Annotated in this window: 9 protein-coding genes; 2 read left to right on the forward strand and 7 right to left on the reverse strand. The window is 70.9% G+C overall.

Annotation, left to right across the window (positions count from 1 at the left end):
- Positions 1-58 precede the first annotated feature (58 nt).
- The 7 genes from ABZ070_RS30360 to ABZ070_RS30390 all read right to left on the reverse strand — a co-directional run bounded on the left by ABZ070_RS30360 (position 59) and on the right by ABZ070_RS30390 (position 9,944).
- Complete coding sequence (locus tag ABZ070_RS30360) at positions 59-814, reverse strand: SDR family oxidoreductase (protein ID WP_356638543.1); 756 nt, start codon at positions 812-814, stop codon at positions 59-61.
- Positions 815-818: 4 nt separating this feature from the next.
- Entirely contained in the window at positions 819-2,603 is a 1,785-nt protein-coding gene (locus ABZ070_RS30365; protein ID WP_356638544.1) for a glycoside hydrolase family 15 protein, read from the reverse strand.
- Between the two features lie 30 nt (positions 2,604-2,633).
- Positions 2,634-3,419, reverse strand: a complete 786-nt coding sequence (locus ABZ070_RS30370) for an SURF1 family protein (protein WP_356638545.1) — start codon at positions 3,417-3,419, stop codon at positions 2,634-2,636.
- Positions 3,420-3,491: 72 nt separating this feature from the next.
- Complete coding sequence (locus ABZ070_RS30375) at positions 3,492-3,725, reverse strand: hypothetical protein (RefSeq protein WP_100106509.1); 234 nt, start codon at positions 3,723-3,725, stop codon at positions 3,492-3,494.
- Between the two features lie 63 nt (positions 3,726-3,788).
- Positions 3,789-4,790 (reverse strand): DEDDh family exonuclease, encoded by a 1,002-nt coding sequence (locus tag ABZ070_RS30380; RefSeq protein ID WP_356638546.1) that lies wholly within the window; start codon positions 4,788-4,790, stop codon positions 3,789-3,791.
- A 180-nt stretch (positions 4,791-4,970) separates the two neighbouring features.
- On the reverse strand, positions 4,971-8,033 hold the full coding sequence (locus tag ABZ070_RS30385; protein ID WP_356638547.1) for an NACHT domain-containing protein: 3,063 nt from the start codon (positions 8,031-8,033) through the stop codon (positions 4,971-4,973).
- A 378-nt stretch (positions 8,034-8,411) separates the two neighbouring features.
- Positions 8,412-9,944, reverse strand: coding sequence for a S8 family serine peptidase (locus ABZ070_RS30390; protein ID WP_356638548.1), 1,533 nt, complete (start codon positions 9,942-9,944; stop codon positions 8,412-8,414).
- A gap of 255 nt (positions 9,945-10,199) precedes the next feature.
- Between ABZ070_RS30390 and ABZ070_RS30395 the strand changes: the two genes are divergently transcribed.
- Both ABZ070_RS30395 and ABZ070_RS30400 read left to right on the forward strand, forming a co-directional pair.
- The gene (locus ABZ070_RS30395) at positions 10,200-10,568 is read left to right on the forward strand and encodes a DUF485 domain-containing protein (protein ID WP_356638549.1); all 369 of its coding nucleotides are present in this window, start codon (positions 10,200-10,202) and stop codon (positions 10,566-10,568) included.
- Positions 10,565-12,202 (forward strand): cation acetate symporter, encoded by a 1,638-nt coding sequence (locus tag ABZ070_RS30400; RefSeq protein WP_356638550.1) that lies wholly within the window; start codon positions 10,565-10,567, stop codon positions 12,200-12,202. Before ABZ070_RS30395 ends, ABZ070_RS30400 begins: the two co-directional genes overlap by 4 nt.
- The last annotated feature ends 48 nt before the right edge of the window (positions 12,203-12,250 follow it).

A 12,250-nucleotide genomic window follows, 5' to 3' on the forward strand; every position in this document is an offset into this window, starting at 1 on the left:
GGCCCCCACGGCCTGGGGTCGTGGGGGCCAGGGGCGGGAAACGGACCGCGCTCCCGCCTCAGAAGCCGCGGCGGGCCCCGCCGTCCACCGGGAGCATGATCCCCGTCAGGTAGGACGCCGCAGGTGAGAGCAGGAATGCCGCCGTGCGGCCGAACTCCTCCGGGGTGCCGTAGCGCCGCAGCGGGATGTGTGACTCGTTCGCCGTGCGGGCTGCCTCCGCGTCTCCGGACAGCGCGTCCAGCTCACGGACGCGGGCCGTGTCGATGCGGGACGGCAGCAGGCCGATCACGCGGACGCCGCGCGGGCCCAGTTCGTCCGCGAGGGACTTGGCGAAGCCGGCGAGACCGGGCCGCAGGCCGTTGGAGATCGTCAGGCCGGGGATGGGCTCGTGCACGGACGCGGACAGGACGAAGCCGATGACCCCGCCGTCGCCGAGCTCCGCGGCGGCCGTGCGGGCCAGGCGCACCGCGCCGAGGAAGACCGATTCGAAGGCGGCGGACCATTGCTCGTCCGTGTTGTCCGCGGCGAAGCCCGGTGCGGGGCCGCCCACGCTGATGAGAACGCCGTCGAGGCGTCCGAAGTGTGCCCGTGCCGCGGCGACGAGGCGCTCGGCGTTCGACGCGTCGGCATTGTCGGCGGCCACGCCCACCGCTGCGGCGCCCAGTTCGGCTGCCGCGTCCTTGACCGTCTTCTCGTCCCGGCCGCTGATGACGACCTTCGCGCCGTCGGCGACGAGCGCCCGCGCGGAGGCGTTGCCGAGGCCACGGGAAGCGCCCGTGACGATGTAGACGCGGTCCTTCAGTCCAAGATCCATGGACCTATCCTGCCGTCTCCTGTCCCGTCAGCGCGAGGGCCGTGGTGACCAGTCCGATGTGGCTGAACGCCTGGGGGAAGTTGCCCAGGTGCTGCCCGCGGGAGGGGTCGTACTCCTCGGAGAGCAGCCCGACGTCGTTGCACAGTGTCAGCAGTCGTTCGAAGAGTTCCCGGGCCTCCTTCTCACGGCCCGTCATCCGCAGCGCGTCGGCGAGCCAGAAGGAGCAGACGACGAACGTGCCCTCACGCCCCGGCAGCCCGTCGACCTGGGACGCCTCGGCGGTGTAGCGGCGTACCAGGGGTCCGCTGCCCAGTTCCCGCCACACGGCGTCGACCGTGCCGATCACCCGCGGGTCGTCGGGGGGCAGGAACCCGACGCGGGGGATGAGCAGCACGGCGGCGTCCAGTTCGGCGGATCCGTACGACTGGGTGAAGGTGTTGCGCACCGGGTCGAAGCCCTTCTCGCACACTTCGCGGTGGACCTCGTCGCGCATCGCCCGCCATCGTGCCACGTCGCCGCGCAGCGACGGCTCGGCCTCCAGGGTGCGCACGGCGCGGTCCGCCGCGACCCACGCCATGACCTTGGAGTGCACGAAGTGCCGGCGCGGTCCCCGCACCTCCCACAGCCCCTCGTCCGGCTCGCGCCATGTGGACTCGAGGAAGCCCAGCAGGCTGAGCTGGATGTTCCAGGCGTGCCCCTCGGGCGCGAGGCCGGCCTCGCGGGCGAGGAAGAGCGAGTCGATGACCTCGCCGTACACGTCGAGCTGCAGCTGGCAGGCCGCGTCGTTGCCGACGCGGACCGGCACCGATCCGGCGTAGCCGCCCAGCCAGTTGAGTTCCAGCTCCGCCAGGCGGCGTTCGCCCGCGAGGCCGTACATGATCCGCAGGTCGGCCGGGTTGCCGGCGACGGCTCGCAGCAGCCAGTCCCGCCAGGCGGCGGCCTCGTCCAGGTAGCCGACCGACACCAGGGCGCTCAGGGTGAGCGTGGAGTCGCGCAGCCAGCAGAAGCGGTAGTCCCAGTTCCGTACGCCGCCGATGTCCTCGGGCAGGGATGTCGTGGGTGCGGCGACGATGCCGCCGGTGGGGGCGTAGGTGAGTGCCTTGAGGGTGATCAGGGAGCGCAGGACGGCGTCCCGGTAGGGGCCCTGGTACCGGCACTTCGAGGACCAGGTCTCCCAGTCCTGGAGGCAGTGTTCCAGCGACACGTACGGGTCGATGAGTCTCGGACGCGGTTTGTGGGAGGGGTGCCAGGTGAGCACGAACGCCACCTTGTCGCCCTCGCCGACCGTGAACGAAGAGCAGGTGCTGAACTGCTGACCCCATGTCTTGACCGGCGGCTCGCTGCGCAGCCACACGGAATCGGGACCGGCGACCGCGATCCGGTGGCCGTCCGCGCGCCGCACCCAGGGCACCACGGAGCCGTAGTCGAAGCGCAGCCGCAGCGTGCCCAGCATCTCGACCGTGCCGCTGACTCCCTCGACGATGCGCACCACGTCCGGGGCCTCGTCGCGCTGCGGCATGAAGTCGAGGACCTTGACCGTTCCCGTACGCGTCTCCCACACCGTCTCGAGCACCAGCGACGCGCCCACGTAGCGCCGGCGGGTACAGACGTCCGCGCCCTTGGGGGCGATCCGCCAGTGGCCGTTCTCCTCGTCGCCGAGGAGGGCTGCGAAGCAGGCGGCGGAATCGAACCGGGGCAGGCACAGCCAGTCGATCGAGCCGTTGGTGCCGACCAGGGCCGCGGTCTGCAAGTCCCCTATGAGGGCGTAGTCCTCGATGCGTTGTGTCACGCTCTGGCGTGTTCCCGCCGGCAGCGCGGACTAAGCAGCCGCCGGCTCCGGCTCGGGGGCGCTCTCCTTCGCCGCCGCGCGGTCCTGCTTCTCCCGGCGTACGAGAATCACCCAGCCGACGGGCACCGCCGCGGCGAACAGCCACCACTGGACCGCGTACGCCATGTGCGCGCCGATCGAGTCGTGGTCGGGCGTCGGGATCGGCTCAGGGCCGCCGCTCGCGGGCTTCGGCGCCGTCTGCTCCAGGTAGCCGCCGAGCACCTGCCGGTCCAGCAGCTGCGCCTGCTGCTCGCTGTTGATCAGCATCACCTGGCGGGGCGGCAGCCCCTTCAGGTCCTTGATTCCGCTGGCGCCGGTCGTCTCGTCGGCCTTGAGCCGGCCGGTGACGGTCACGGTGCCGTCCGGCGCGGGCGGGACCTCCGGGTAGGCGGTCTGGTCGGCGGCCGGCGGGACCCAGCCGCGGTTGACCAGGACGGCGCGGCCGTCGGCCAGCACCAGTGGTGTCAGTACATGGAAGCCGACCCGGTCGTCGGCGTTGGTGCGGCGGCGGACGACGACCTCGTGGGCGGTGTCGAAGGTGCCGGTCGCGGTGATCTGCCGCCAGTAGTCGGAGCGCGGGACCGTGTGTCCGGGGGAGGTGAGCTCGCCCATCGGGACCGGCTTCGCCTCGAGGTTCCGCGCGATCAGGGAGTTCTGCTCCACCCGGCGCTCGTGCCGGTGCAGCTGCCAGAAGCCCAGCTCGATCATCGTGGGGACGAGAACGAGGCCGATGAGGGTGAGGATCACCCACTGCCGGGACAACAGGAAGCGGTACACGGCCTCGACCGTACCTGCTCGGCGCGGGGTCTCGGACGGGGGGTCCCGCCCGGGACCCCCGCCGGCCGGCTGTCACACCCGGTCGACGATTCCGGCCCTCCCCTCGGCCCGGGCGCAGTGGGCGCCGCAGTACCAGTGACCCTCGACCTCGACGCCCTGGCCGATGATCTGCACCCGGCAGTGCTCACAGATGGGCGCCATGCGGTGGATGGCGCAGGAGAAGCAGTCGAAGACGTGCACCGCGCCCTGCGCGTGCACCTCGAAGGACATGCCGTAGTCGTTTCCGCAAACCTCACAACGTGCCATGCGCCACAGGGTGAAACGCTTCGGTGCCACGGGCGAGCGGGCGGCGGGCGAGTCGCCCCGGGTTCACTCCGATGAGGGTGCCGACTCTGCCCCGGGCGCCGGAGCGACGTCGCGCAGCAGCTGAGTGAAGGCGCCCTCGTCGACGACGGGCGTGCCGAACGACGCCGCCTTGACGGTCTTGGACGTCGAAGAGTCCGGGTCGTTGGTCACGAGCAGGCTCGTGAGCCGCGACACGCTCGTCGCGACATGCAGTCCCGCCTCGATCGCCCGGTCCTCGAGCAGCTCGCGCTCCACCGAGGTGTCACCGGAGAACGCTACCCGCATCCCCTGCACCAACTGCCCGCCCGGCTCGTAACGCCCCGGGTTGGGGTAGGGGCACGGAGGCCGCTTGCGGGAAGGCCGCCAGCTGCTGTGCCCGTACGACGACTGGTAGCCGACGCGCGGGGCGGCGGGCGCCTGTGACCACTCCGTCAGCGGGCGGCACTCGAGCAGCGGCAGCCGGACACCGTCGCGCGCCGCGGTGTGCAGGCTCGGCCGGAACGCCTCCGCCAGCACGCGGGCGTCGTCCAGCGCGTGGTGTGCGCGCTGCTGCACAACTCCGTAGTGCGCGGCGAGCGACTCCAGCTTGTGGTTGGGCAGCGGAAGGCGCAGCTCCTTGGCGAGCGCGATGGTGCACAGCCGTTGCCGGGTCGGCGCGGCGCCCCGCGCCCGGGCGTACTCCCTGGCGATCATGGACCAGTCGAACGTGGCGTTGTGCGCGACGAGGACCCGGCCTTCGAGGCGCGCGGAGAGCTCGCCGGCGACATCGCCGAACAGCGGGGCGCCTTCCAGCACATCGCTCGTCAGACCGTGGATCCACACCGGCCCGGGATCCCGCTCCGGGTTGACGAGCGTGTACCAGTGGTCCTCGACGTTGCCGTGGACGTCGAGGCGGTAGACGGCAGCAGACACTATCCGGTCGTCGCGGGCGAGTCCGGTGGTCTCCACGTCGACGACCGCGTACCCCTGTGGGTACGCGGCCGGCCACGCCGTCGCTGCGGTCGTACGGTCGTCGAGCATGGTCACAGAGAATACGGCCCGGCACCGACAGCCCCGGCCCTGCCCCGGCCTGCCCGCGCCGCGACCAGGTCGCCCGCCGCGGCCTGTTGCGGACCGCAGCCGTCAACCGGCCCTGGAAGCAGGCCTATACGGTGCCGCCCGCCCCGCCCGGGAGAGCGGGCGGGCGGCACGGCGGGAACGGGAGGGTCAGGGTTTGCGCATCACGACGAGCCGGGCCTCGGGAAAGAGGTCCTTCCCGGCCATGGACGGATCGTCGTCGTAGACGGTGATCGTCAGCCGGTCGAGCCCGGCCAGCGGCGTGAGGTCGAGAGGGGCCGAGAACTGCTGGCACTGGGAGAGGTGGAGGGTGGTCAGGGCGGGCAGTTCGCGCAACGCCCCCAGGCCCTCCGGTATCGAGCACCGCCACAGGTGGAGCCTCGACAGGCTCTTGAGACCGCGCAACAGCCGAAGGTCCAGCGGGTCGTGTTCGTTCAGCGTCAGCGAGGTCAACGCGGGAGGGGACGTCATGCGGGAGAGCTGGCGCAGTTGAGTCGTACCCGCCAGGGTGAGTGCTTCGAGCCGTGGCCAGCGGTCGATGCCCTCCAGGCTGAGATAGCGGGTCTGCCGGGCGAGCCCGAGCGAGGTGAGCCGGTCGCCGACCGGCAGTTCCTTCAGGCTCTCCATCAGCAGGGGGTGAGCGAGGTGGAGGTCGCGCAGATCGGTCATGTCCCGAAGCGGGTCCGGCCCGAGGTCGGGATGGAGCTCGTACAGGGACAGCCTCTCCAGCCCCGGCCGGGCAAGTGGTGAGAGATCCCGGATCTCCGGACACTGACTGAGTCCGACGTCCCTGAGCCCGGACAGGGAAGCCAGCACGGACAGGTCGGCGAGGGACCGGTTGCGGTAGACGAAGAGCCACTCCGGGGCGTGCAGCACGAGCAGCGGCGCGAGGTCCGCGTGGCTGCCGCTCACATGCACCCGGCGGGCTCCCGGCGTGTGCCGCAGCGCCTGGAACTGGCCCGGCGTCTGCACATGCAGGTACGAGTTGTCCCACGCTCCCGCGGACAGGACGTCCTCGGCGTACGACTCGGTGTCGAACGAGCCCCAGGCCTGCGACACCTGGAACGCGACCTGGTAGCGCGCGTCCTCCCGGAAGCGTGCGACGACCTCGAACGCCGCGTCGCCCTTGATGAGCGCCGCCGTGCGTACCACCGCGGCCGCCGTGTACTCCTCGAGCCCGTCCGGTCCCGGCAGCAGCTCGAGCACCAGCTCGCCCACCTTCGCCAGCTCGGCCGCGTCGTCCTGGCTGCGCGGCGGCAGCATCTCCTGCGTACGTTCCTGGACCGTCGTCCGCACCTGCGGGTCGAGCTCCGGCGCATGCTCCAGGCACGCCGCCGCCAGCAGCACCAGACGGTGCCGGTGGCGCTGGGCCCGGTCCGCCCGTCGCAGCAACTGCCGCAGCAGACGCGCCCGTTCCTCGACGCGTGCGTGTCCGACGGCCATCTGCACGACGTCGTCCCACTGGTCGTCGTGCGCGTTGCTCACCAGCACGCCGAAGTCGCGCGCCTCCACCGCGGCCTTGGCGCCCAGGTAGTCCTGGAAGGTGCGGTGCACGAAGTCCACCGCTCCGGGCGTCGGTTCGCGCAGCAGCCCGCTCCTGATCAGCAGGTGCGAGAACACCTGCTCCGCCGTCCCCTGCACCTGCGGCATGGCCGCCAGCCACTCGGCGACCATCTCCACGGCCTCCGCGCGTTCCGCCTCGGCCTGCCCGTTGCGGATGAGCCAGTACGCGAGGCGCTGGAGCAGCGCGGTCTGTTCCTCGCGGGTGAGGTCGACGCCCTCCACGCCAACGATCTCGCGCTCGGTGTCCCTGCGGACCAGCAGCATGTCCAGCGCCGCGTCGTACAGCTCCTTGCGGGCGCGGGGGAGCTGCATCCTGCGGTCGCGGTTCAGTGCGCAGAGCAGCGCGCACATCAGCGGGTTGGTGGCGAGCCTGCCGAGGTCCCTGCGGGCGCTCACGGCCTGGCGCAGTGACGTCTCGTAGGTGTCGAGCAGTTCCCGCTCCGAGTCGGTCAGGCACTCCCGGCGGGCCGAGTCGTGCCAGTGGCCGATGAAGGCACGCACGTCGTCCCGTTCCATCGGCAGCAGGGCGTGCGCGGTGAAGTCCTGCCGGGCCAGCCAGTCCTCCGGTACGGCGGACGGCCGGGTCGTCACCACATAGCGTGCTTTGGGATAGGCGGCGATCAGGTTCCTCAGCCAGGTCTCGATCCGGTGCCGCTGCCGCGTGGGCACCTCGTCCACGCCGTCGACGAGGACCAGCGCCCGGCCCTCGGTCAGCATCCGGTCGGTCCAGCCGGCCGGGGCGGAACCGTGCAGCGGGACGCCGGTCGCCCGCAGGAACTCGTCCGGCGTGGGGAGCGCGCCGTTGGACGAGAACGCCCGCAGCCGCAGGACGAAAGGCACGCACCGGTTCCAGTCGTCGAGCTCGTGGCCGAAGGTGCGCCGTGCGGCGTTGAGCGCCAGCCACTGCACCAGGGTCGACTTGCCCGATCCGGCGGGCCCCCGCAGCAGCAGCCGGTCCGCTCCGGCGACCGCCTGCTCGACCCGGGCGGCGACCTGGCCCGTACGAGGCAGGCCGAAGCCCTCCTCGCCGGCCCCGCCGCCGCTGACGGCGAGCGAGATGTACGCCGTGTCCAGCGGCCACTCGCTGCCCGACCGGCCCAGTGTGAGCCCGAACAGCTCGAGTCGTCCGTGCGTCTGGGCCACGAAGTCGGCGTACCGCCCCTCGAAGCCGAGCGCCGCCGCCTCCGGGTGCGGGCCGAGACGGCCGCGCATGTCCTCGACGAGCACCTCGGTGCGGCCGGCCCGCCGGATCTGCTCCACGGCGGACCGTGCCATGAACGACTGGTCGGCGGTGAGCGCCTCGACCAGGTGTACGCAGCACAGCTGCAGCAGCTCGTCGTAGAGCTCGACGGCCCGCTCGGTCAGGCCCGCGTCGGGAGCGCGCAGCGAGCGGTGGAGCCGCTCCGGCCGCAGGTCGAGGTCGAACAGCCGGTCCGGAGATATCTTCCCGGCCGCCTGGATCGTGTCCCGTACGCCCTCGATCGCCGCCTCCCGCTCGTGCTCCGGCAGATCGCTGTAGGGATCCGAGAGCTGGGCGACGAGCTTCTTCGCCACCGGCGCCGGGTTCGGGCGGGGGAGCGGCGCCGCCCTGCGTTCCGGGACCAGACCCGCCCCCGGCCGGGCGGCGATCAGCGACTTCACGACGGTCACGGCCAGTGTCCCGGCCAGGCGTAAGACGACAACTTCCAAACCCTGCAAAGCGGTTCCTCCCCGTGAAAGTGCCGGACACCGGATCGTACGGCGGGCGACCGTCCTGCTGCCGGTCATCGGTGCATGCCCGCCCGGCGAACAGGCGTACCGCGGTCGGCCGCAACACCGTTCGAAAACCCGAGGAACCGCCCGCGGTGCGCGCGTACCTTCACGAGCTGCTGCCCGACGCCTGGACGGCACGCTCGACCCGTCGCCCGTCAAGGTCCCCATCACGCCCTGACCGGATGGGACACCCCGACCTGACGGCCCGTCCCCGGCGGCACCGGACGAACGAAGGGCCCGGTGCGGAAGTCCGCACCGGGCCCTCACCGCGCGCTGTTACCGGCGGACCGCGTCCAGGGCGTCCGCGACACCCGTGCCGTAGAAGCCGTTCTCGCGCTCACCGCCCTCGCAGACCGCGTCGACGGTGCCGTTGCCGTCGATGTCGTACGGGTTGGTGCAGGCCGTGTCGTCCGCCTGTGCGTACAGCAGGCCCTTCACCAGGGCCGGCGGCGCGTACGGGTGCGTCGACTTGATCAGGGCCGCGACACCCGCGACGTGCGGGGAGGCCATCGACGTACCCGCCTTGTAGCCGTAGCCGCCGCCCGGCAGCGTCGACAGGATCCGGCCGTCGACGGCCGGGGCGTCCGGAGCCTGGTAGCGCGTCGAGTCGCCGCCCGGTGCGGAGATGTCGACCACGCCGTGGCCGTAGTTCGAGTACGAGGACTTCAGGCCCTTGGCGCCGAGCGCGGAGACCGTGACGACACCCGGGATCTGGGTCGGGATGTCGAGGCACTCGCGCGGGTTGATGACCCGCTCGCCCGGCGTGGTGTCGTTCGGGCTCGAGGTGTCGGTCAGCTCGTCGGCGGCGAGGTCCATCCGGGAGTTGCCGGCCGCGGCGACGTTCACCGCGCCCTTGCGCTCCGCGTAACGGGTGGCGCGTGCGACGGCGTCGACGAGGGCCTTCTGGTCCTCGTCGTTCTTGCAGTTGAACAGCCACGGGTCCGTGTAGTAGCTGTTGTTGGTCACGTCGACGCCGTGCTCGGCGGCCCACACGAAGCCACAGACGACCGCCTCGGTGTAGAAGAAGCCGTCGGGCTGCGAGACCTTGATGCCGGAGACCTTCACGCCCGGAGCGATGCCGGTGATGCCGACGCCGTTCTTCGCCGCGGCGATCGTGCCCGCGACGTGCGTGCCGTGGTCGCTCTCGTCCGGGCCCGGACGCCAGGCCCCGTCGGCCGTGTCGGGCACACCGCCGACGCAGCTGACGGAGGCCTTACGGTCGAAGTTCGGCGCGAGGTCCGGGTGGGTGTCGTCGACGCCCGTGTCGATGACGGCGACCGTCACCTTCTTGCTGCCGAGCGACTTCTCGTGCGCCTTGTCCGCCTTGATGGCCGGCAGGTCCCACTGCAGGGGCTCCAGCGGGTCCTGGTCCGAGGCCGCCTGACCGGCGGACTTCTTGGCCTCCTCGGCGGTGAGCGGGCGCTCCGAGTCGATGGCCATGTCTGCCGCGGCTTCCAGCGGCTTGGTGCGGGTGGCGCCCGCCGACTCCACGCCGCGCACAGCGCGGATCGTGTCGGCGAAGGCGGGGTTCTGCGAGTGGACGACGATGACGCCTATCTGGTCGTAGGCCACCACCACCGTTCCGCCGGCCTTGGCTATGGCCTTCTTGACCGCCTTCGCGGTGCCGTGTCCGCCCTTCACATTGACGACATACGACATCTTCGGGCCGTCGGTCTGCACCGCGGCGGGTACGTCGTCAACCGGCGCCGCAGAAGCGGCCCCCGCGGGCAGAAAGCCGAGCGAGGCCGTGAGCGCCAGACCGGCGGGCAGCGCGAGTGCGCGGCGCCGTCTGGATCCCAGATGAGCCATGGGTTCTCCACATCATCCGTGACAACCGCCCAGACACCCCTGTGCGAATGGGCGGGTACATGACGAGTGAAGCTATCGCTGATCAAGGGCCGGGTTCAATGAGTTCGCGAAGGAAGCGCGGAAGAAATAAGCCGATGTTGAACCGGTTCGCCGTGGGCGCCGTGCCGTTGTCAGGGAGTGGAGCAACATCGAACCGCCCCTGTCAGTGACATCCCCGAGCCCATCCCCACCGCAGACGCGTCGCGAGGAGCTTCCGTGACCATCGATGCACCGCCGCCTCCCGAGGACGGTACGGACACCAGCACCGCCCAGCACACGACAGAGTCGTTCGCGCGGGTGCAGCAGAGTACGGAATTCGGCGAACTGCGCCGCACCCACCGCTCGTTCGCCTTCCCGCTGACCATCGCGTTCATCGCCTGGTACCTGCTCTACGTCCTGCTCTCCAACTACGCCGGCGGCTTCATGGGCGCGAAGGTCTTCGGCCACATCAACGTCGCCTTCGTCTTCGGCCTCGCCCAGTTCGCGACCACATTCCTCATCGCCTGGCTCTACTCACGGCACGCAGCAGCGAAGCTCGACCCGCAGGCCGACGCGATCAAGTCCCGTATGGAGGCCGACGCATGAGCCCCGCCCTGCACCTCGCGGCCTCGAACGCCACCACCGAGCACCGGCCGCTGATCATCACCCTCTTCGCGGCCTTCGTCGTGGCGACTCTCTTCATCACCGTCTGGGCCGGCCGGCAGACCAAGGACGCCGCCGACTTCTACGCCGGGGGCCGCCAGTTCACCGGCTTCCAGAACGGTCTCGCCATCTCCGGCGACTACATGTCCGCCGCCTCGTTCCTCGGCATCGCCGGCGCGATCGCCCTGTACGGCTACGACGGTTTCCTCTACTCGATCGGCTTCCTGGTCGCCTGGCTCGTCGCCCTGCTGCTCGTCGCCGAGCCGCTGCGCAACTCCGGCCGGTACACGATGGGCGACGTCCTCGCCTACCGGATGCGCCAGCGCCCGGTCCGTACCGCCGCCGGTGCCTCCACCATCGTCGTCTCGATCTTCTACCTGCTCGCGCAGATGGCGGGCGCGGGCGTCCTCGTCTCGCTGCTCCTCGGCATCACCAGCGAGGGCGGGAAGATCGCGATCGTCGCCCTGGTCGGCCTGCTGATGATCGTCTACGTGACCATCGGCGGCATGAAAGGCACCACCTGGGTGCAGATGGTCAAGGCCGTCCTGCTCATCGCGGGCACCCTGCTGATCACCTTCCTGGTGCTGTGGAAGTTCAACTTCAACATCTCCGACCTGCTCGGTGAGGCCGCGGCGAAGAGCGAGGTCGGACAGAAGGGCAACGCCGACGCCTTCCTCGAGCCCGGCCTCAAGTACGGCGTCGACGGAATGACCAAGCTCGACTTCATCTCCCTCGGCATCGCCCTCGTCCTCGGCACCGCCGGACTCCCGCACATCCTGATCCGCTTCTACACCGTGCCCACCGCCCAGGCCGCCCGTAAGTCCGTCAACTGGGCCATCGGCATCATCGGCGCGTTCTACCTCATGACCATCGCGCTCGGCTTCGGCGCCGCAGCGCTCGTCGGTCCCGCGGAGATCAAGGCGTCCAACCCGGCCGGCAACACCGCGGCCCCGCTCCTCGCCCTGCACATCGGCGGCGTCGACTCGGCCTGGGGCGCGATCCTGCTCGCCGTGATCTCGGCGGTCGCGTTCGCCACGATCCTCGCCGTCGTCGCCGGACTGACGCTGGCCTCCTCGTCCTCGTTCGCCCACGACATCTACGCCAACGTCATCCGCAAGGGCCAGGCCACGGAGAAGGAGGAGGTCAGGGCCGCGCGCTGGGCGACCGTCCTCATCGGCGTCGTCTCCATCGCCCTCGGCGCGCTCGCCCGCGACCTGAACGTGGCGGGGCTCGTCGCGCTCGCCTTCGCGGTCGCCGCCTCCGCCAACCTGCCCACGATCCTCTACAGCCTGTTCTGGAAGAGGTTCACCACCCAGGGCGCCCTGTGGTCGATCTACGGAGGCCTCGCCTCCTCGGTGCTCCTGGTGCTCTTCTCGCCGGTCGTCTCCGGCAGCGCGACCGCGATGTTCCCGAGCGTCGACTTCGCGTTCTTCCCGCTGTCCAACCCGGGCCTCGTCTCCATCCCGCTGGGCTTCCTGCTCGGCTGGCTCGGCTCGATCCTGAGCAAGGAGAAGCCCGACGAGGGCAAGTACGCCGAGCTCGAGGTCAGGTCCCTCACCGGCATCGGCGCCCACTGAGGAGGAAACCGACACACGCACGTCAGCGGCCGCGTCGTAGGGTCCTAC

Source organism: Streptomyces sp. NPDC006283 (genome assembly GCF_040613325.1).
Lineage (GTDB): Bacteria > Actinomycetota > Actinomycetes > Streptomycetales > Streptomycetaceae > Streptomyces.

Coding starts and splice junctions, on each gene's coding strand:
- ABZ070_RS30360 (WP_356638543.1), bottom strand. CDS start 814: ATGGATCTTGGACTGAAGGACCGCGTCTACATCGTCACGGGCGCTTCC.
- ABZ070_RS30400 (WP_356638550.1), top strand. CDS start 10,565: ATGAGCCCCGCCCTGCACCTCGCGGCCTCGAACGCCACCACCGAGCAC.
- ABZ070_RS30390 (WP_356638548.1), bottom strand. CDS start 9,944: ATGGCTCATCTGGGATCCAGACGGCGCCGCGCACTCGCGCTGCCCGCC.
- ABZ070_RS30375 (WP_100106509.1), bottom strand. CDS start 3,725: ATGGCACGTTGTGAGGTTTGCGGAAACGACTACGGCATGTCCTTCGAG.